19 protein-coding genes, 1 pseudogene and 1 riboswitch are annotated in these 21,233 nt (G+C 30.4%); of the genes and pseudogenes, 12 read left to right on the top strand and 8 right to left on the bottom strand.

Annotation, left to right across the window (positions count from 1 at the left end):
- Window positions 1-9: 9 nt before the first annotated feature.
- The 3 genes and pseudogenes from Q4Q40_RS24165 to Q4Q40_RS23070 all read left to right on the top strand — a co-directional run.
- Window positions 10-489, top strand: a pseudogene (locus Q4Q40_RS24165) (DUF1016 N-terminal domain-containing protein); the annotation flags it as partial.
- Window positions 466-1,056, top strand: a complete 591-nt coding sequence (locus Q4Q40_RS23075) for a PDDEXK nuclease domain-containing protein (RefSeq protein ID WP_367892796.1) — start codon at window positions 466-468, stop codon at window positions 1,054-1,056. The pseudogene Q4Q40_RS24165 and the gene Q4Q40_RS23075, both read left to right, overlap by 24 nt.
- Window positions 1,057-1,101: 45 nt before the next feature.
- Window positions 1,102-1,500 (top strand): GIY-YIG nuclease family protein, encoded by a 399-nt coding sequence (locus Q4Q40_RS23070; protein ID WP_303304423.1) that lies wholly within the window; start codon window positions 1,102-1,104, stop codon window positions 1,498-1,500.
- Window positions 1,501-1,605: 105 nt separating this feature from the next.
- On the opposite strand, the gene Q4Q40_RS23065 is transcribed toward Q4Q40_RS23070, so the two are convergent.
- On the bottom strand, window positions 1,606-1,848 hold the full coding sequence (locus tag Q4Q40_RS23065; RefSeq protein ID WP_303304422.1) for a hypothetical protein: 243 nt from the start codon (window positions 1,846-1,848) through the stop codon (window positions 1,606-1,608).
- A 1,326-nt stretch (window positions 1,849-3,174) separates the two neighbouring features.
- Between Q4Q40_RS23065 and hsdR the strand changes: the two genes are divergently transcribed.
- The 5 genes from hsdR to Q4Q40_RS23040 are packed head-to-tail and all read left to right on the top strand — an operon-like array spanning window position 3,175 to window position 11,232.
- Entirely contained in the window at window positions 3,175-5,559 is a 2,385-nt protein-coding gene (gene hsdR / locus Q4Q40_RS23060) for an EcoAI/FtnUII family type I restriction enzme subunit R (protein ID WP_303304421.1), read from the top strand.
- The gene (locus Q4Q40_RS23055) at window positions 5,537-6,175 is read left to right on the top strand and encodes a hypothetical protein (protein WP_303304420.1); all 639 of its coding nucleotides are present in this window, start codon (window positions 5,537-5,539) and stop codon (window positions 6,173-6,175) included. The genes hsdR and Q4Q40_RS23055 overlap by 23 nt, the downstream gene beginning before the upstream one ends.
- Complete coding sequence (locus tag Q4Q40_RS23050; RefSeq protein ID WP_303304419.1) at window positions 6,175-7,599, top strand: type I restriction-modification system subunit M; 1,425 nt, start codon at window positions 6,175-6,177, stop codon at window positions 7,597-7,599. Before Q4Q40_RS23055 ends, Q4Q40_RS23050 begins: the two co-directional genes overlap by 1 nt.
- Window positions 7,592-9,589, top strand: coding sequence for a restriction endonuclease subunit S (locus Q4Q40_RS23045; RefSeq protein WP_303304418.1), 1,998 nt, complete (start codon window positions 7,592-7,594; stop codon window positions 9,587-9,589). The genes Q4Q40_RS23050 and Q4Q40_RS23045 overlap by 8 nt, the downstream gene beginning before the upstream one ends.
- Window positions 9,589-11,232 carry a hypothetical protein gene (locus tag Q4Q40_RS23040; RefSeq protein WP_303304417.1) on the top strand — a complete coding sequence of 548 codons (1,644 nt, stop codon included), beginning with the start codon at window positions 9,589-9,591 and terminating at the stop codon, window positions 11,230-11,232. The genes Q4Q40_RS23045 and Q4Q40_RS23040 overlap by 1 nt, the downstream gene beginning before the upstream one ends.
- A gap of 381 nt (window positions 11,233-11,613) precedes the next feature.
- Here the strand turns inward: Q4Q40_RS23040 and Q4Q40_RS23035 are convergent, their stop codons facing one another.
- From Q4Q40_RS23035 to Q4Q40_RS23005, 7 genes are all read right to left on the bottom strand, one after another.
- Window positions 11,614-12,957 carry a hypothetical protein gene (locus Q4Q40_RS23035; RefSeq protein ID WP_303304416.1) on the bottom strand — a complete coding sequence of 448 codons (1,344 nt, stop codon included), beginning with the start codon at window positions 12,955-12,957 and terminating at the stop codon, window positions 11,614-11,616.
- Window positions 12,958-13,086: 129 nt separating this feature from the next.
- On the bottom strand, window positions 13,087-14,001 hold the full coding sequence (locus tag Q4Q40_RS23030; protein WP_303304415.1) for a hypothetical protein: 915 nt from the start codon (window positions 13,999-14,001) through the stop codon (window positions 13,087-13,089).
- Window positions 13,985-14,413, bottom strand: coding sequence for a hypothetical protein (locus tag Q4Q40_RS23025; RefSeq protein ID WP_303304414.1), 429 nt, complete (start codon window positions 14,411-14,413; stop codon window positions 13,985-13,987). The genes Q4Q40_RS23030 and Q4Q40_RS23025 overlap by 17 nt, the downstream gene beginning before the upstream one ends.
- A 167-nt stretch (window positions 14,414-14,580) precedes the next feature.
- A riboswitch (SAM-I-IV-variant riboswitch) is annotated at window positions 14,581-14,670 on the bottom strand.
- A gap of 78 nt (window positions 14,671-14,748) precedes the next feature.
- Window positions 14,749-15,630: a hypothetical protein gene (locus Q4Q40_RS23020; RefSeq protein WP_303304413.1), complete on the bottom strand. Its 882-nt coding sequence runs from the start codon at window positions 15,628-15,630 to the stop codon at window positions 14,749-14,751.
- A gap of 12 nt (window positions 15,631-15,642) precedes the next feature.
- Window positions 15,643-15,933, bottom strand: coding sequence for a helix-turn-helix domain-containing protein (locus tag Q4Q40_RS23015; protein WP_303304412.1), 291 nt, complete (start codon window positions 15,931-15,933; stop codon window positions 15,643-15,645).
- Window positions 15,934-16,127: 194 nt separating this feature from the next.
- Window positions 16,128-16,964, bottom strand: a complete 837-nt coding sequence (locus Q4Q40_RS23010) for a hypothetical protein (protein ID WP_303304411.1) — start codon at window positions 16,962-16,964, stop codon at window positions 16,128-16,130.
- 12 nt (window positions 16,965-16,976) lie between these two features.
- Window positions 16,977-18,395, bottom strand: coding sequence for a tyrosine-type recombinase/integrase (locus Q4Q40_RS23005; protein WP_303304410.1), 1,419 nt, complete (start codon window positions 18,393-18,395; stop codon window positions 16,977-16,979).
- A gap of 186 nt (window positions 18,396-18,581) precedes the next feature.
- On the opposite strand from Q4Q40_RS23005, the gene Q4Q40_RS23000 reads away from it, so the two are divergent.
- The 4 genes from Q4Q40_RS23000 (at window position 18,582) to Q4Q40_RS22985 (ending at window position 21,094) form a co-directional block, all read left to right on the top strand.
- Window positions 18,582-18,875 (top strand): DUF6088 family protein, encoded by a 294-nt coding sequence (locus Q4Q40_RS23000; protein ID WP_303304409.1) that lies wholly within the window; start codon window positions 18,582-18,584, stop codon window positions 18,873-18,875.
- Between the two features lie 184 nt (window positions 18,876-19,059).
- Window positions 19,060-19,293 (top strand): type II toxin-antitoxin system ParD family antitoxin, encoded by a 234-nt coding sequence (locus Q4Q40_RS22995; protein ID WP_303304408.1) that lies wholly within the window; start codon window positions 19,060-19,062, stop codon window positions 19,291-19,293.
- Complete coding sequence (locus Q4Q40_RS22990; RefSeq protein ID WP_303304407.1) at window positions 19,286-19,597, top strand: type II toxin-antitoxin system RelE/ParE family toxin; 312 nt, start codon at window positions 19,286-19,288, stop codon at window positions 19,595-19,597. Before Q4Q40_RS22995 ends, Q4Q40_RS22990 begins: the two co-directional genes overlap by 8 nt.
- A gap of 582 nt (window positions 19,598-20,179) precedes the next feature.
- Window positions 20,180-21,094 (top strand): tyrosine-type recombinase/integrase, encoded by a 915-nt coding sequence (locus Q4Q40_RS22985; protein ID WP_303304406.1) that lies wholly within the window; start codon window positions 20,180-20,182, stop codon window positions 21,092-21,094.
- Window positions 21,095-21,233: the final 139 nt, after the last annotated feature.

Here is a 21,233-nt window from a genome sequence, read left to right as displayed (position 1 = left end):
CGATAGCAAATGAATTTAAAACCAATAGATAACATATACCAAGATTGGTTTACTTCTATTAAAAATAAAATAGATCAAACGCGGATTACAACTAGTAGAAAGGTTAATAATGAACTTTTACATTTATATTTTTCCATTGGAAATTCAATATTAGATGTCCAAAAACGATTGGGTTGGGGAAGTCAAATTATAGAGAAGTTGGCTGCGCATATAAAAAAAGAATTTCCAGATAATAGTGGTTTTTCGGTACGAAACTTAAAATATATGCGTGCTTTTTCTGAAGCATACCCCGATTTTCCAATCGTGTAAGTATTACTTGCACCAGACTCTAATGATATTGTGCAAGTATCACTTGCACAAATACCTTGGTGTCACCATATCAGTCTATTAACTAAAATAAAAGATGTTGAAGAACGTGTTTTTTACTTAACTGAAACTGCAAATAATGGCTGGAGTAGAGATACTATGCTATTGCAAATAAAAGGTGACTTATATAACCGACAAGGACAAGCTATTACCAATTTTAAAGAAACATTGCCACTACCACAATCGAACTTGGCACAACAAACTATGAAAGATCCTTATCTGTTCGATTTCTTAAATATAACAGATGGTGTGAAAGAGCGAGATATTGAAAAACAGCTCGTTGATAATGTGTCAAAGTTTTTATTAGAGCTGGGTAAAGGTTTTGCTTTTATTGCTAAACAATACCATTTAGAGGTAGCAGAACAAGATTATTATTTAGATCTACTATTCTATCATGTAAAACTGAAATGCTATGTTGTTATTGAATTAAAAAACACCAAGTTTATACCAGAGTATGCCGGCAAGCTTAATTTTTATTTATCGGCTGTAGATGATGCCTTAAAAAGAGACAGTGACTATCCTTCAATAGGTATTCTATTATGTAGAGATAAAAACAATCTAGAAGTAGAATTTGCACTGCGTGGTATGAGCCAACCTATGGGGGTTAGCGAATTTAACCTTACAGAGGTTGTACCTGAATCACTTAGAAGTAGCTTACCAACCATAGAAGAACTTGAAAGAGAATTATGAACGATATTGCAAAATTAATAATTGAAATAGTTATCTAAATAAACGATGAATTTTCAGAAAGAAATAGATACAATTACCGATAGAGCATTATTAGAATATAGATGTGCTTCTATTAAGAACAGAACTCATGAAGATCGACTTAGTGCAAAAGGGAATATCTATTTTATTCTTTCAGATACTCAATTAAAATATATTGGTCAATGGCAAGCAAAAGACATAAAAACTAGACTGGATCAACACTTATTTGGAAAGTCTTTCTCAGTGAATGAAAACAATATTCAAAATGGAACTGTTTCTAAATGGAATAAAGTAGAGGAAGAACTTAATAAAGGAAAAATATTAACTTTTAAAACTATTTTGATTGAGCCTGATTCTTTTAGAAAAACAATTGAATTGGAATTAATATATAGGTTAAAACCAGAGTGGAATATTCAAGGTAAATAGTTTTAAATTATGAATTGGCTTATTATAGACTTGGATAATTGTTTTCAGAATTAATATTTTGTGAAAAAGTGATCTTCGCTAGTTTTTTGTCCAAACTATTTTCATTTACTTATTACCGTAAGCATCGTTAATTTCTTTCATGACTTGCTCATGAGTAAACGTGTTCCCATTTTCTATACCTTTTAATCCAGACTCTACCAATAATTTTTCAGTATCAGAAATATCATCTGCCCAATCTGAAGATGTGGAAATGTTATTTTTTATAGTTTTTAATTTAGAAATAATAGTTTCATCTTTAAGACTAACCAGCCATTCCATTAACTTATATTTTTCTAATTGAATATCCATAACATTACTATTATACAAACAAAGATAACGATTTTTGTATATAATTTTACTTTCTATAGGCTTAAGGTATTCGATCTACGGGAGTAAATGACAAATATAAAAATTTCCTTGCAATATACTCCCGTTACCTTGTGTGGATGATATTGCAAGGGAATTCTTTTTTTAGTCTAAAAAATTATTGGTATTAAATGAGTAAAAGGTATTTTTTTATTTTAATGTAATTTTATAAATAAAAAAACTGTCTTTACCATTCACGTAACAACAGACCCCGTTTTTTTAGGGTTTATTGCAACATAAAAGGTAATGGTAAAAGTATATACATATCAGAGAATTTAAACGAAGCCCAAAGCTATTGGTGATAGACTCTTAAATAAAGTAGTAAATTTTATTAATGGAATGGATAGTTAAAAGGATAAAGCGACCTTCAAACACCTATACATATTTAGGAGGTAACATATCCATTACAAATTCATCCATTGAACTATATCTTTTGTATAGACAAAATATTATTTTATTGTGCGTATTAGTTTTTCATGCACAATAATACGGGTTTTCTTGTGTGTATTCAATTTTCATGCACAAAAATGCTAATTACTTGTGTGTGTTAATCTGATGAAAACATGAAATGGCTGTTTTCTGTGTATTTAATGAGCAGGAATGGATATTGGAGTTACCACATTCACTCGGATAGATACATATAGAGAGTGTGTTGTGAATTGTTTGGAAGGAACTATCCAAAAATTATTTTTTCTAGGTTTAATAAGGTATAAAAGCTTCCTCAAATTTTAGTGACTCCGAATTAGCCCCTTTTAAGAAAACTTTAGCAATTGATGTTAAATTTGATAGGATTTGATGTGTTTTTCGCTGGGCTCATAATTCGAAGGTCACTGGTTCGAGTCAAAAGTTCCTGCTACTATATTAAGAGTCAATTATTTGTTTATCAGATAATTGACTTTTTTTATACCCGATATTTTCCCGACATTCTGAGTGTGCGTTCATTTTGCTAAATTTCAGTAAGGAATACAAGATGCTTTACGGAAATGAATAAACCAATCAAGGTCTGTAAATTTGAGTTTTAGTAAAACGCAATATTTGGTTTGTAAATAATCGAAATTTTAGGAGTTTAAAATAGGGGTGCATACGAAAACTGAAATTACATGGGGGGGCTTTATTAAAGGGTAGCTTGTTCTTTCGATAGACATGATTGTGAAAAAAAATAAAATTTTAATTATTTTACCTCAAATAGAATGGCACTTATAAACACCAAACAGTTTACTTTTCCTTATATTTGAATCTCTCTCTTTAGAATGTTAACCTAGATGCAATTTGAATAAGAAAACTTTATCCGAATCAGATATATGCGCCAAGTTTATAACTCCTGCAATAAAACAAGCAGGATGGGATGAAACTACTCAATTGCGCAGAGAGGTTTCTTTTACTGATGGACGTATAATTGTTCAAGGTAAGTTATATACAAGGGGTAAACGTAAAAGAGCAGACTACATACTTTACCATAAACCAAGTCAACCAATTGCTATTGTCGAAGCTAAAGACAATAATCAGCCTGTAGGACATGGAATGCAACAAGCTTTAGAGTATGCAGAAATACTTGATATACCTTTTGTGTTTACTTCAAACGGTGATAGTTTTGTGTTTCATGATAAAACCATAAAAGAAGGTAAAATTGAAACTGAGCTTTCATTGGATGCATTTCCTTCTCCAGTAGAATTATGGGAGCGATATTTAGAATATAAGGGACTCAAAGAAGAGGAATCTAGAGCACTAGTAGAACAAGATTACTATATTGATGAGAGAGGAATGTCTCCTCGATATTATCAGCAAAATGCTGTAAATAGGACAATTGAATCAATTGCAAAAGGTCAAAGTAGGTTGTTATTGGTAATGGCAACTGGTACAGGAAAAACATATACCGCTTTTAATATTATTTGGAGGTTATGGAAATCAAAACGTTTTCAACGTGTATTATTTCTAGCTGATAGAAATGCATTATTAACACAAACTAAGAATGGAGATTTTAAACCTTTTGGTAATGAAATCATGCATATTATTAAAAATCGAAAGATTGATAAATCATATCAAATATATTTTGCCCTTTATCAAGGATTGACTGGAACGGAAGAGGAAAAAAATGTATATAAGGAATTTTCAAGAGATTTTTTCGATTTAGTAATAATTGATGAGTGTCATCGAGGCAGTGCTTCTGAAGCTTCGGCTTGGAGAGATGTTCTTGATTATTTTAGTAATGCAACTCAAGTAGGTTTAACAGCAACGCCAAAGGAAACGAAAGATGTTTCTAATATTGCGTATTTCGGAGAACCAGTTTACACATATTCATTAAAGCAAGGTATAGAAGATGGCTTTTTAGCACCATACAAAGTAGTGCGAATATCAACAACAGTTGATGAAGGTTGGAGACCTACAAGAGGTTTAGTTGATAAATATGGGTATGAAGTTGAAGACCGTATATATAACCTTAAGGACTATGACCGAACACTAGCAATAGATGAGCGTACAGAACTTGTAGCCAAAAAAATTACTGAATATTTAAAAGGGACAGACCGTTATGCTAAAACTATTGTTTTTTGTACCGATATAGACCATGCAAATCGCATGCGTATAGCGCTTATAAATGAGAATGCTGATATTGTATCAAAACATCCATTATATGTCGTTAAAATTACAGGAGATGATGAAGTTGGAAAGCAAGAGCTTGATAATTTTACAGATGTGGAAGAGAGGTTTCCTGTAATTGCAACAACATCTAAAATGCTTACAACAGGAATTGACACGAAGATGGTTAAATGTATAGTTCTGGAATCTAATATAAATTCCATGACTGAATTTAAACAAATTGTTGGGCGTGGCACTCGTATTCGTGAGGATGATGGGAAAGTCTATTTTACAATCATGGATTTTAGGAAAGCTACAAACCATTTTGCTGACCCAGATTTTGATGGAGACCCAGTTCAAATATATGAGCCTGAACCTGAGGATACAGTAATCCCGCCAGATGAAGAAGATGATACAATTATTATTGATGGTGACGAATGGTTACCTACTGATGATGAGCCAGATTATCCAGAAGGAACAATTCCAGACATTACTATTGTAGATGGAGATTCAGAACCTAGGAAATATTATGTAAACAATATCAAAGTTGAAGTTGCTAATGAACGTGTGCAGTATTATGGAAAAGATGGTAAGCTCATAACAGAATCTCTCAAAGATTACACCAAGGAGAATGTTAAAGCTAATTTTGCTTCACTTGATGATTTTATTGTAAAATGGAGGGCTACTCCTAAAAAATCAGAATTATTAGAAGAATTAGCTGAGCAAGGAATTTTATACGAGGCATTAAAGGAAGAAGTTGGAAGGGATATGGATGTCTTTGATTTAATATGCCATGTTGCATTTGACCAGTCAGCTTTAACCAGAAAAGAACGAGCAAATAATGTACGAAAGAGAAACTATTTTGGGAAATACGGAAAACAGGCTAAGGAAGTAATTGAAAAGCTGCTTGAGAAATATGAAAATGAAGGAGTGATGGCAATTGAGAATAATAGTGTACTTAAAGTAAAACCTTTAATTGATATGGGTTCACCAGTAGAATTAGTTCGTGCTTTTGGAAAGAAAAAAGATTTTGATAGAGCGATTGAAGAGCTAGAAAATGAGATATACACTAGTGCTTAACGAATTTTCATATCAAATATATGAAGCCATGCAAAAGGTGGATGCAAAATACTCTAAGTGGAAATATCATATGGAGGGAGAGGAACAAGAAATAGAAAGAGTGTTTGCGTACGAATTATATCATCAAATAAGATTAAAAATGGAGTCGGATGAACAAAAATATAGTGGACTTCAGCTTAATGGAGAAATTAGTAAAATAGATAGAACTTTGGAATTAAATCAACACCAATATAAAGGTTTTGATTCATATGTATTAGGAAGAATAGGTAGGACATTTAATGTTCAACCTGATTTAGTTTTGCACAAGGCACAGAATAATAGAGAGTTTAATTGGCAAAAATCAATTGTTGAAATTAAAACAGGGAGGTATTCTGATTTTAATGACGTTGTTGATATTTTGAAGTTACTAAACTACATCGAGCAACTAAATTTTCAAAATGGAATATTTATAGCTGCAAATAAAGACATTGAAGAATTTGAGAAATTATTAAAGGATTCTTTTAGTAGTAGTTTGTTTAACAAAAAATGTTTCGTTTTTTATTATAATATTACTCATAAAGATGGATTTCCTGAGCCAATTGTTCAATATAAAAGCTTAGAAACAATATTAAATTAATGACACAAATAACGACAAATATAAAATCCATAAGAGACATCATGCGTAAAGATGCAGGTGTAGATGGTGATGCACAGCGTATATCCCAAATGGTATGGATGCTTTTTTTGAAGATTTTTGCTGATAAAGAGGAGGAGTGGGAGTTAACGGTAGAAGACTACAAAAGCCCTATTCCAGAGCGTTTAAAATGGGATTCATGGGCAAGTGACGATGAAGGGCTAACTGGAGATGCTTTAATGGAATTCATCAATAATGATTTATTCCCAACTCTTAAGGATTTGAATATTCAAAGTCCACAGGCTAAAATTATCCGTTCTGTTTTTGAAGATACTTATAACTATATGAAAAATGGAACACTGTTTCGTCAAGTTATAAATATTATTAATAAAATAGATTTTAATAATAGTAAAGACCGTCATGTTTTTAATGATTTGTATGAGACTATTTTAAAGGGATTGCAAAGTGCAGGTTCTTCGGGTGAGTATTATACACCTAGAGCAGTTACACAGTTCATGGTTGATATGGTGAATCCTCAGTTAGGGGAAACTATTTTAGACATGGCAAGTGGTACAGGAGGTTTTTTAACTTGTAGTATCGAACATGTACGCAAGCAAGTGAATACACCTCAGGAAAGAGATATTTTACAGAAGTCTATTAGAGGTATTGAAAAGAAACCCTTACCTCATTTGTTATGTACCACTAATTTAATGCTTCACGGCTTTGATTTGCCTGCCGTAAGGCGTGATAACATGTTAACAATGCCCTATAGCGATTGGGGGAAAAAAGACCGTGTGAACGTTATCCTGATGAACCCTCCTTTTGGTGGTACTGAGGAAGATGGTACAGAAAATAACTTTCCTCAAAAATTCAGAACGAAAGAAACGGCTGACTTGTTTTTAGCTTTAATCATTAAGTTACTAAAAGATGGGGGGCGTTGTGCTGTTGTGTTGCCAGATGGCACTTTATTTGGTGATGGAGTTAAGACAAGACTTAAAGAGGAATTGCTTAGTAAATGTAATTTACACACTGTAGTTAGACTTCCAAATGGAGTATTCAATCCATACACTCAGATAAAGACCAATCTTTTATTTTTTGATAAAGGAATGCCTACTAAAGAAACATGGTATTTTAATCATCCATACCCCAATGGTCAAAAGAGCTATAGTAAAACAAGACCAATTAAAGCTTCCGAATTTAAGTTAGAAAAAGACTGGTGGAACAATAGAGTAGAAAATGAAAATGCTTGGAAAGTTTCAATCAATGAGATTATCTTAAATGATTTTAATCTTGATATAAACCATCCTAAATCTAATTCAGAGAATGAACAGTTAAATTCTGGCGAAATTATCAATTCTATAGTAGAAGGGAATAATGTTGTTAATGAATTAATGATGAAAATCAAAGCAAGCTTGAAAGATGGGTAATTGGAAAAACACTAAACTATCTTCAGTCCTTACAAGGAATGACCGATTTGAAGAACGTTGCCCAGAAAAGGATTATGTGTTTTCAGGTATTTATTCATTTTCAAAAGGAATTTTAATAAGAGAGTCTGTTAAAGGAGATACATTCAAATTAAAAAGGATTCAGCGGATTTTTAAAGGAGATTTTATTTACAGTAAAATTATGGCTTGGGAAGGTGCATTTACCATTGCCCCAGAAGAAGCTCATAATACAGTTATGTCTGGTGCTTTTGTGTCATACACAACAAATGAACAACTGTTAATACCTGAGTTTTTGGATTACTATTTTAAAATATCTAATGTATGGAAGGAAGTTGGAAGTGCATCATCTGGTACGAATATGAGGAGAAGAACTTTACATCCAAAACAATTTGAAAATGTAGAAATATTATTGCCTTCTATTAGGGTACAAAGAGAAATAGTAAATAATTTAAATGATATAGTAACAGACTTAAATATTGGGAGAAACCTATTAGAAAATAACAAAAAGTTAATTTCAAAGCTACGACAAAGTATTCTAAAAGACACAGTTCAAGGAAAATTAACAGCTGAATGGAGACAAAAGAATTCCAATATAGAACTAGAATCTGCTACCGAATTGATAAAGCGAATTAAAAAGGAGAAGGAGCTACTTATTGCCGAGAAAAAATTAAAGAAAACTAAAGAAAACGGAATTATTTCCGAAGACGAGTATAAAGTAGACTTCCCTAGTTCATGGGAGCTTATAAAAGCAGTAGATATAGGGTTTGTAACTAAACTAGCTGGTTTTGAATACACGAAATACATAAACTTGAAAGACGAAGGGGAGGTGCCTGTAATTCGTGCTCAAAATGTTAAACCTAACCGTATTGACGAAACTAATCTAAAGTATATTGACTTAGAAACTTCAAAACTTCTACATCGTTGTGAATTGGTAAAAGAATCATTACTAATCACATTCATAGGAGCAGGTATTGGAGATGTTGCTATATTCAAGAAAAAAGAAAGATGGCACTTAGCTCCAAATGTTGCAAAACTTGAGCCGTTTAATAATTTGAGCCAAAAAATAGAAATTGATTATCTACAATACTATTTGCAATCACCTATAGGACGTTCAGAACTTTTTAAACATATTAAGGCTACTGCTCAACCTAGTTTATCAATGGGAACTATACGTGATGTGATTTTTTGCCTCCCTCCTCATGAGGAACAAAAAATTATTGTCTCAAAAGTGAATGAGTTGATGTCCTACTGCGACCAATTAGAAAAACAAGTGGAGGAAAGCAAGCTTCAAGCAGAACAATTGATGCAAGCAGTATTACAGGAGGTGTTTAATCCTAAGCAAAAGGAAAATAGTGAAGATGTAGTAGAAGTTTTATTTCCAGATTTAGAAACATTTGCAGAAGTAGCAAACCTCCAACAAGCCATGATTATCCAAAAAACAGAACTAGGATTAGGTTCTGGACGTGGTAAAGTTTATGCTCAAAAAACATCAGCTAATCTTAAGAATATATTTGGTGTAGATATACCATATACATTTGAGAAATCCCACCATGGAGAGTTTTCATACCAACTTTCAAATGATTTAGATAATAATCCTTATTTACGTAAAGTTAAAACAGAAGTTGGAGAAATTTATGAGGTTAAAAACAATAAGCAACAAGAGGTTTTAAATGCTTTAAATAAGCCCGAAAACGCATCATTTATAGAATCTATTGATGAATTACTGAGAGTGTACCAAAACGACTTAATAAAGGGGTCTACAGACCGTATAGAACTGTTAAATACCGTTTGGAGAGCTATAAAAGACACCAAGTCTCTAATAGGCAATGTTGTTTACAAATATTTAGAGGAATGGGAGATTAAACAAGGTGCATATAAAACCAAGGCAGATAAGTTTACTAAACCCGAAACTTTCGCTATGATTACTCTTATTAAAGATTTGGGATGGGATAAGAAAACGCAACATAACTAATGATTGGTTCTCCAGTAAAATATAGCGACTTTTATGGTGAAGCACCTCCAGAAGAACCTTTAGACTTTATACGTCATTTACCAAAAAAAGAGATTATTACTACCATAAGTCTAATCAATGCAAAATTAAAACCAGTATATCAAACTCATTTTGACGATTCCAGAGAAAAACAAATTGAGTGTTCGGAATTTCTTTTCTTGGAAAACCTTAACCCAACGAAATCTCGTTTTTTTATTAATTTAATGCAAAGATATACTTCGCTTGCAATTAATTTCAATTTATATACAAGGGTAACATGTTTATATGCTCTTCAACAAATTATTGGAGATAATAACTTTCCAAATATTGAGCAAAGACAATATACATCAGAAGACCGAGAACAAATTTTTAAGTTTCTTTTATGTTCAAATCAAAACCTGTTATTTTTTGACCAGTTTCATGAAGAAGGAACTTCAGAAGAGTTAGGAGAAGATTTTTTTGAATATTTCATGTTTAAAGAAATACCTCATAATCAGTATTATGAAACAAGTAATCCTTTAAATGTTTTTTTTAAATCATGGTCTTTATTTAGCGCATTGAAAAATGCCGATGCTTTTAAGGAACATTTGGAAGTATTTTTAAATGATAATTTTGGGACATCTAATCTTGATACTTATTTTAAGTTTCAGATGTATAATTATTTTAAAAGCTATGACGAAAATCTAGGTTTAAACTATTTAAATGTTCTAATTTCTGAAACAGAAGCAATAGTCATATTGGATAAACTAAGTGAGCGACAAGAATATGAAGTTCCTGCTAAAGACGATTTGCGCATTTTTGATTTTTTCGATTTGAAAAAAAGCCCTGTTTACATAAATGAAGATGTTGGTAATGATGAAATAAGAAGTTATATTGTTTTAGACAATATTTTTTTTATTGAAAAGATGTATTCTCTTTTTGTGAATGATTTTTGGTTTGATTATTTAAAGCAAAACGAAGTTTGTAATAGGACGGACTGGGGGAATTTCATCGGAGCTACTTTTTTCGAACCTTTTCTTGAGGAAATTTTTACTAATAGCCTTCAAAATAGCCCATATTATATTTACAAATCTACCGATGATTTGAAGGTATCTCTGGGAAGGAAATCAGAAGTTGAATATGCGGATTTTTATTTACGAAAGGGAAATAAAATTGCTTTAATTGAAGCAAAGAGTAATTATATTCCGATGGTTCAAGGTTATAAATTGGTTGCCACTGTTGATGATTACAGAAATTTAAATCTCCCAAAGTTTTATAAGGATTTTGGTCTTAGTCAGCTATCTTCAAAGACAATAAAGTTCTTTCATGAATATAAAATGAGTATAGGTGACGATGGACTTAATGAAAATAAAAGAGTTCATCTCTATCCTGTTCTACTAGTAAATGAACCTATCCTAAGTTCTACATATGTAGCATTTGCTATGAAACAAAGATTCTTAAAACTATTGGAAGAAGAGGGAATTGATTTAAGTAACGAGCAGCATTCAATAAAACCACTAATCATATTGAGTGTTTCAGAGCTTCAAGCAATGGAAGAATCACTTAAGTCTGGTGATTGTGATTTTTTTAAGCTTTTCCAAGGTTATAATAATATTTTAGCAAAACAGAGATTTACTTTGATTTAAATTATTTTGAATACGATAGAGGGGACTTTCAATGTAGAAACTTACCTTTTATTCCTAGAGTTGGAGAAAATATTGAAATTCCATTTTTAAAGGCACAAGTAGGGACTGATTACTTCTATGTAGACAGTATTCGTCATAGCTTTGATACAAATATTCAGAGAATATTTATTAGCTTAAAATCGGGGCTATATAATAAATACTTTCATTACGAAAAATATAAGGCTTTCGAACAGGGAAGAATTAGTTCAGGAGATTTATTTTACAAACACGACTTATCAATAAAAAGAATAATGGGTCTGAGATAAAATCTTGAATTTTATTTTTTGAAAGGTGGGGTAGAAAGAATTGGTATTGAAATAATGAATAAAAGGAGGTTTAAAACTATTTAATTTTACCATGTAATTTAATTCTAATTTTTTGCTTATAATATTTGTAACCTTTCTTAAGTTTTAACCTTTGTCTAATTAGCGTTTCTAAATGTTTAACATCTTTGCCCTCAATATCGGGTAGCCCATTTATTCTTTTTAATATTTTATACGATTCAAAATAATTTTCAAATCTCAATTGTCGCTTGACCTCTTCAAGTTGATTCAATGCATATTTAGAAATTGGACAAGAATGAATAAATAACGTGTTGCTTTTCCCAATAATAAATGACATGTATGATTTACCTTCAAAGAAATAAGTGAATTCTATAAGTGAATAACTGTTAATTGTTAACTTTTGCTTAGAAGTTCTTATTTGCCAGTTGTTTTTAATTCTTTGTAAAATACGCTTAATCGATTCTGTAGGGTATTTAATATTAATTGATATGTGGTTAAAGAAATCATGGGCTTGAAAAGCCTTTTCAAAGTTTTCTGATTTTATACTATTATGGCTTACGTTATCAGTCTTTAAAATATGAGTCCTTGGGATATAATAATCTCTGTATGAATCTTTGTTAAAACTTTGTTCTAAACCAATATAATGTTCGAACCCTCCTTTACCATTGCAAGAATAACATTTTTTATATCCTGAACCCCTACATCCTGAACAATTTACTCTACCGCTTCCTCCACATGAGTAGCACCTTCTTTGTTGTGTGCCTGAACAATTTCGACAAGTTACAGATGTCGTCCCTCCACACGAATAACATGTTTTCTTTCCACTACCATTGCAACCATAGCAAGTGCTATATACACCTTTAAGACCTGTTGTATCCTGCCCACTTCCTCCACAAGTTCTACAGTTAGTTTTTCCAAAAGAACAATTACTACAAGTTTCTCTACCTCCAATACATGAGCATCTAACATAACCCTTTTCTCCACAAGAAGAACATGAAAAATTTCTTTGCCCTCTACAATCATTACAGGTTACAGTTTTAGAGCCACTGCATGTTGTACATGTTTTATGATAACTACTGCGAGGTACTTTAATTGTCTTAATAGCTTTAATATTAAAATACCGCTTTCTTAATTTAATAGACCATGGAGCAACCTGTGAAGTATTTGTTATTTCACGAGGAGGGAATTTCTTTTTTCTTGTAGCCTTAACTTTATTTACAACAGTTCTTTTTTCATAATTGAAATGAACAACATATTCATAACCTATATGCTTATGTAGAGTCTCAATTTTAATATTATTTCCAAAGCTTTTTAAAGGGTGTCCTTTAAATTTTCTTGCATATTTATTTAGACTGTTCTGTATTCGTTTTAAATCCTTTTTTGAAACTTTGTAATTTGGCATTTAAAATATTATTATTCCTTGTTTATGATAATGAAAAGGATTTAGCTTCAAAGAATATTATGAGCTATTTGGACATTAATTAACTCTAGCGTACCTTATAAATTTTCTTAAGCTAGCTTAAAAGTTATTCTATTCAATTGAGATTTTTACTTTAGCAATTAATGTTTCATAATTTTGGTTAGCAAGTCCCTTCAAGGGGGCAGCTCCTTTAATCCATGCGTATGCTAACTCAATAGAATTCTTTTTATTAAAGGATAAATTAATTCCTGTTTGAAAAGACCTATAATTGTTTAAATCTAGGCTTGTTTCGCCTGATGAAAAACGTGTCCTGCCTTTGAACAAATATTGAATTTTGAAAAAATCTGTTCTATCTGTCCATTTATCAGACAATGATGGTAATATGAAAGTGTTAAATTCAAAATCAAACTGCCCCAGAAGTAAATCTTCATCTCCACCAAGGTAAGCAAGACCGATATTATGATTATGAGAAAAACCAATTAACTGCCCGACAAATGAAGATATTCTAGGGAATTGAGTTTGTGTTTTTAACAAACTACTACTACCTTTAAATTTATTAATGCTTAATCCAAATATCCCTTGAAAAGTATTAGTGTCTTTAATTTCATCTTTTGATTTTTTTAAGGAAAGAGTGAGAGGTATTTCCATGTTTGATACATTCGTTACTTTATCACGAAACATTATTATCTTTCCGAGGTTGACTCCAAATTGTTTTACATTTTGCTCTTTTTCAATGAGTGTGTTTCTATGAATTTCACCAACTAAACCAATACTCCATTTACTAGACTCAGATACGATTCCAAGCTCCAAATACGCATTAGTTTGCCAACTTTTTTTTATAGTATCATTTTTGGGAAAAGTTCCAATTATTTCTGCTCCTTCACTTTTGGTGAATGTGTTATCTGAAGCTTTACCAATATTAAGTTTTAGTCTTATAGTGTCATTACTATGGCGTAATGTTACTTGTGAAAATACAGAGGGTATAAACAAAAGACTTATTACAATTGTACTAATTAGAGCTTTCATAATTGTTTATTATTAAATTGATTAAATCTTTTATTGTTTTTGCATCGTCTATTTTTGTTTTTTTGATGAAGTCGGGCTTTACTCCAGGTTTATAGAAGCTCACAAAAGATTTTAGGATGTAATTCATTAGGGCAATAAGTCCATTGTCACTTTTGATAAAAGCATTCGACAAGCCAAGTTGAGTTCTAAATTTAGAAGTTTCTAAAATAGGACTACCATCTGTATATCCTTTGAGTTCTGACTTTAATTTTTTTAAAACTCTTATGCCATTCTGTATATCTTCTTTTATTTCCTGAATGGCATTTTGAATTGCATTGACAGAGCTTTGATTACCTGCTTTAGAAGCTGCATACTCAAGTGCTTTAACAATAATTTTAGCATCACTTTTAGTGATTTCAAATTCAATTTTCATAATAGCTTATATTAAAAGTTAATATTATACTGGAAAACCCAGAGTAATAGCTATTATAAATTCTATAGGGAAGAATATTTCAATTGTATAAATATAAGAATATATATATAGTTACTAAAGAAATATATTAAAAATAAATGCAAAACATCAGGAATAGAAATACAATGAAGCAGTCATTTTTTTGACGAAGTCCGCATTCTAAACCACCTTTGCTTTTGTGCTAGGTTGGTACGCTAAAAGCGTTCCTGATGCATAAGAGTTATATATAGCTTTATTTATTTGTATTAAGTCTTATTATTGACATTTTAATACATTTAAGCATTTTGTTATGGTTTTTAACTCATAAGGATTTTAAATTTATTAATTATTATATCTCTTAAAAGGGAATGAGTTTTGTCATGATTATACTTTTTAATTAATTTGATAAATTCTCTTTTGGTCTCTTTCTTCTCAATATTGTCGATACTGTTCCAATGATTTGGATTGACACACATTTTAAATAAAAACATTTGGTCATCTCTAATGCCCTTTGGAGCCATAATAGAGTCAACTATCATTAGTTTATTAAAATGGATTAAGAAGCAATTGAAAAGAGTTTTAAAAGTGCTTTTGCCAAATTGATTAAGGTTGACAATTCCTATTTTCTTTAAATATCTAGAGTTAACAATTTTTAGTTCAATTCTTAAAAGTCTTTTATCTAAAAGAAGATACTGCTTAGATTTGTCATAGACTTTTATACTATAATCTGTTTTTTCAAATTCCTTATAACTACCCTTTCCTCTATAGTTGTGATTTCTATTATGGTCTTGAAAGTTGTACATGAGAATTTGATAGTCAATTATAGATTTGGGACTTCTGTTCACTTCAATATTAAACCCAAACTCTAAGTTGGTTATTTTAGTCTTCTCTTTGTTGATTTGTAACTTTTCACATAGGTGATTAATTGCAAACTCCCACTGTTTAAAGCTAAAGTCGCTATGGTTTTGATTCCCTTTCCCCTTTACTATATTATAATACTTATGGATGCTTCCCTTTATTGTGGTGGTGGTTGGGGTAATCCTAATTTGAAGATTTTTGTATGTCCCAATTTTAGGATATTCATTAGCTTCTCCAGTAATTCTATCAAATGATGACTTGAGAGTAATTAAATTATTGTTTTCAAGGTCTATTTCTAACCTTTCCTTGTCAGTTATACTGAATTTTATATTATCTATCATACTTATTGGGGTTTATTGGTCGATAGATTTGTTTTCTAAATAATCAATTACATCTTGATATTTATAAAGTGGTTTTCTGCCAGCCCTTGCTGTTGGAACTAAGACATTTTTTTCTTTCCAATTCCAAAGTGTACTTAGTGATTTTATATTACACAGTTCTGCAACTTCCTCACTAGTTAAATACTCTTTAATGCCTTCTTCTTTACTTGATAATATAATCTTCTCCAGGCGAGGTAAAAGATTTTTAATTAAAGATTCTAACAGCTCATTTACTGTTACTTGTGTTAAAATTAATTTTTCCATGATATTGACTTTTTAATTATTGATAAGGCAAATATTAAGCTTAAAAAGACAGAATAAAATACTCTTATTTAAAACTAAGAGTTTGTTTATAAGTGTAGAAAAATAATTTTTAAGAAGTCAATGAAAATGGCAAATTATGGCAGACTTTAAATTAGTTAATATGACCCTTGAAAAAATAAATAGAAACTAAGAGCCTATATTTTTAAAGCTAGGACGAATTTTTCCAGTAGTTCCCTTTTTTTCTTGGTTTGGGGTTCTTTTTGATTTAAGAAATCTTTTGGGATTAGGGTTTCGCCTTTAAGAAGAAAAAATTCGGAAGCTATTATCCAATGCTTGTTTTTAGTATTTTTTATGACTTTGTGTTGTCTTAGCAACTTAATAAAGAAGTAAAGCGTGGTTTTTTGGTCAACCCAGTTTATTTTATTGACTAATGTTCTGTTTTCAAATAAAGCTTTGAATGTAACAAATGGCGTATTATAGTGTATGAAGGAAGTTTTTAAATATTTGTCATAAAGTTCTTTTAGTCTTTTGTCTTCTGGGTACTTTGAAAACTTAAATGAATTGATAGGTTCCTTTAAATAGTACCATTTTGAAAGATAAATGCGATTACTTTTGTTTAAGTCTAAATGATAAGAAGTAAAGATTTTTTCAAGAATATTTTTCAATACGGTTTCTATGAGGTTAAAGTATCCTTTCTTAAATTCATATTGTTTGTCAAAGGTTCTGGTAAGCTTATAAAAACCCAATAACTTGTTTACTATTTTATTAAGGTATTCATTACTACCTTTAATTAGACTATACTCATACTGAAACCAATTAAATGAGTGTTCGGCTTGCTTTTGTAAATTATTGTAAAAAATAAATCCATTATCAAAATTTCTAAATTCAATTACTTCGAACCCTTCCTCGCTTAATAGTTTTTCGAAAAATTCAAATGGATGTAAAGCATTCCCTTTTTTATCATGTGTAAAATTTCGAGAGACATGTTTAAGAAATAATTTAGTGTATTTTACTTCCAATTTTTTTGGCATGGTAATTATGCTTTATTTAGAATTTTGCTCCCAGAGATCTTGAACCATAGCTACATGTTCGTCCTGTGTGGTCTTTACATATTTGATGAACTGCTGCTCAGATTTATGACCTGTTATAGACATTATAGTTTGATTGGGTAACTTTCCATAAAGGTTACTCGCAAACGACCTACGATTTGTGTGCGAAGACACTAATTTATATTTAGGATAATAACCTTTTTCTTTCCTTTTGGTTTTTGGATTTGTTTTATTTCCCATGACAATTTGAGTGATACCAACTTCTTTACATACTTCTTTCATGTATTTATTGAATTTAGCATCTGATATAATTCTTGGAAGTTGCCCTTTGTTTTCAGCTATTACCGCCTTAACATGCTTATGGATAGGAATCTTAATGAAGATCCCAGTTTTTACTGAGTCTACAATTTGAATAACATTGTCATTAATATTAAAGTCATGAATTCTTTTTAAATCTGATATCCTCAGCCCAGACCAAAGCCCAATAATCATGAGTTGTCTTGTGTTGTTTAGCCTATCATTATTCTTGAAATCAGCTTTAAATATTTGACTAATCTCAGATTCATTCAAGTAAACGTCAATTGGCTTATCCCTTTTGGCGGTAAAACTTCTATGTTCAAATTCTGGACTAACTTTCAGCCCCATAGTTTTAGCTTCTCTACAGAAATTTTTTATTTGGTCTAGATATTTACTAATTGTAGTTCCTCCATAGTTCCCATCTATTTTTAAGAAGGAAAGAAAAGTTCTGTGAAAAGCTAAGTTTATATCCCAAATTTTGAGAATTATTTGTTCCTTTTCTTGAAACTCTTTTAATCTTTTTAAAGTGGTTTGGTATTTCTGAATTGTTTTAGTGCTAATTACCTTATTAGTATTGGGGTTAATTCTTGTTTTAGATTCTTCGATATATTTATCTACAAATGGAATGAAGTATATTTCACGATTTGAAGATTCATCTTGAGGTCTATTATTAAATTTTAATATTGTCTTGTCGAACCATGTTTTATCAATTACGCCTCCTTCTGAATAGTGAGAGTTGTATGAGTCTATAATAAATTCTTTTAGGTTTTTAAGTTTTTTGGTTAAGTCAAGTTCATGAGCTTTTGTTTCAATTCCTACAGTAACTCTTTGTTGTTTCTCTGACCAATATTTAGGATTTAATAAATAGTTTGTATTGCTTGTGAAATCTATGCCCTTTCCTTTATAGAATCGAGCATAGACACTTGCAGGATTCTTTTTAGATTTAACTAAGAATTTTACGTTAGCCATATTTTTAAAAGTATGCTCAAATATACAAAATATTTTCCCGATATCTTCCCGATTTTTTTTAAAAGAATCCGATCTTGATAAAATTGAAAGTGAAGTGAATTTTGAATTAGTTAATATACATAGGATTTTCAAGGTTTTTAAATTCAATTGAATTCATTCCAAATTAAAGGGCGTAGAACAGTTCCCGCTACTAGTAAATATAGGGCTTCACGAAATGTGGAGCCTTTCTTTTTTACAATGGGTACAGAATTTGTTTTTTTAATCATTATATCTGACTCTTTTAATTAATATTTGTCCCAAAAAAAGTGTGTTTTTGGGACAAAATAGATGTAGTTGGAATCAGTAAAAGAAAAAATACGTGCTAAAATTAAAAGTCGTAACAAAGGAGAAATTATTCTGCCTTCAGATTATGAACTGGAATTTAGTATGGAAAATACTAAAAAAGCATTACTACGACTTAATAATGAGGGATTTATCGAACGTTTAACAAGAGGTGTTTATTTATATCCAGAAAAGAACGACGTGCTCGGTGTTTTATATCCAGGTATTGAAACCATTACCCAAGAAATTGCCAAAAGGGATAATGCTCGAATCATTCCAACAGGCATGCAAGTCTGTAATCTTTGATAAAGCCTTGTTTTGGTCGATTTGTGAATAAGGTATACTTTCTGGATTTAGATTAGTCATTATTGCAGTTCCAGATTCAACACCCCATCGTGTTTCAAGTTCAGGATTCTTTTCTTTAATGTTATCCATATTTGTTAAATATAGATAAATTTATTATTTTTGAGTAAACAATAAAATAAGTAAAATGAATGTAAGCTTAACAAAAAAACAAGAAGATTATATCTCAGATGAAATTGAATCTGGAGATTTTCAAAATGCTAGTGAGTTGGTTCGTGACGCATTGAGATTGCATCAAATATATCGCCATAGAGTTATTAAGGATTTAAGAGCAGAAATTGAGAAAGGCTGGGAAGGAGCAGAAAGCACAAAGACAATGGATGAAATAATTGAGTCTAAGAAGAAGCAAATTAATGGATAAATATATTTTATCAAGAAAAACCCAAGAGGATATTGATGAGCTGTTTGATTGTGGAATTCATCATTTTGGAAATGATAAAGCACTAGACTATTTATTAGGATTAAGAACCTACTTTAAATCAATTCAAGAGAATCCAGAAATAGGGAAAAAACGAAATGAAATTAAAAAAGATTTATTAAGTTTTCCATATAATTCACATATCATTTTTTATCGTGTCTTTTTAAATCATATCAGAATTGTAAGAGTGTTACACGGAAGAAAAGATATTCCTGCTCAATTTAAAATAAGAAAAAGGTCAGAATAATCGGTTTTAGACATTTATTATTTTATAAGAAAATTTAACTGCACCAATCTTGTAATCTTATTCTGTTTTAGAGATTCTTTTGCATTTGGTGTAATATAATCAGCAACAACAAGTAGCGGAATGTGATTTTTAGATAATTCAACAAATGGAAAGTATTGCTTGGTCTTATTTCTGCCCTAGTATCTACATATACTTTCCCTTTGTTAATGTTTGCAACAATATCACATAAGTGTCCATTTTTGTTTTGATGCTTTTTGATTTCAACATCAAATTCAAGTTTCTCAAAAAAGTCTTTTATTTTCTAAAATTCAATCATTTTTCATTTATTTTCTATTTCATGTTACATGAAATAGAAAATATAATGAAAATTTTGATATGCATAAAGAATGTTAATATACGATAGTTATACGTTTTATGTTTCTCCAAAACATTATCAGATCTATTGCTTCCTACTGGAACCCAAATAACCAACATGTGTTTACTATCAATAACCTCTAAAGATTTTTTTTCAATTCAAGACTAAGAAATAAAAGGTACTTTAGGCGGATTTGAATTAAACCCAATAATTAAACTCCCTAAATGATGAAAAATCACATTTTGACCTTTATTTTCCATTGCAAAATAGAAAAGAAATTAAGTGATAAAACAATCAAAGCCTATGAAACAGATTTAAGACAATTTGAAAATTTTATCGATATCAATGATACTAAAGATATTGGGAAGGAGGAACTAAAGTCCTATTTTTTATATTTATCTAAATTCGCAAGGAAGACCATTAAACGAAAAATAGCTACGTTAAAAACCTTTTTTTCCTATTTAGAATTTGAAGAAATTATAGAAAATAATCCTTTTAGAAAAGTTAGAATAAAAATTAAAGATGATTTGATATTGCCTAAAATTTTATCTGTTAAAGAAATTGAGCAGATTTTAAAAACCCTTTATAAAGCGAAAAATAGGATTTCTGATATAAAATCATATGCTTACAAAGAAATTATTAGAAACATAGCCGTTATAGAACTTTTATTAGCCTCAGGAGTTAGAGTGTCTGAATTGTGTACATTAAAAAGGTCAAACGTTACTCATGATTTTTCTTTAATTAAAATACAAGGTAAAGGGAATAAAGAGAGAACAATTCCAATAACTAATAAGGCAACTCAAAATGCATTGAGAGCTAATTATGACAATTTCAAACAATCCATTAAAAAACAATCCTATTTATTTATTAACCGTTTTGGTAATCCATTGTCAGAACAATCAGTGAGATTATTTGTTAAAAAAATAGCTAAAGAAGCTCAAATTAAGCGTAACATTACACCTCATGTATTTAGGCATTCCTTTGCTACTTTATTGTTAGAAGGGGATGCGGACATAAGGTATATTCAACACTTATTGGGGCATAGCTCTATAATGGTGACACAAATATATACACATGTAAATGAAAGAAAAAAGACAGAACTCCTTACTTTAAAGAACCCTCGAAATTTGATATCGATTTAGATAATAATTAGATTCCGAATAACGGATAACTATTTATTATGGGTGTTTGGAAAATTCTAATCATACTATCGTCAACTAATCACAATACAAAAAAATCATTACAAAAATTATCAAAAAAGATTAGACAGATTGATGATGA

This window comes from Flavivirga jejuensis (assembly GCF_030540765.1).
Lineage (GTDB): Bacteria > Bacteroidota > Bacteroidia > Flavobacteriales > Flavobacteriaceae > Flavivirga > Flavivirga jejuensis.
This window is presented reverse-complemented; position numbering and strand designations above follow the sequence as displayed.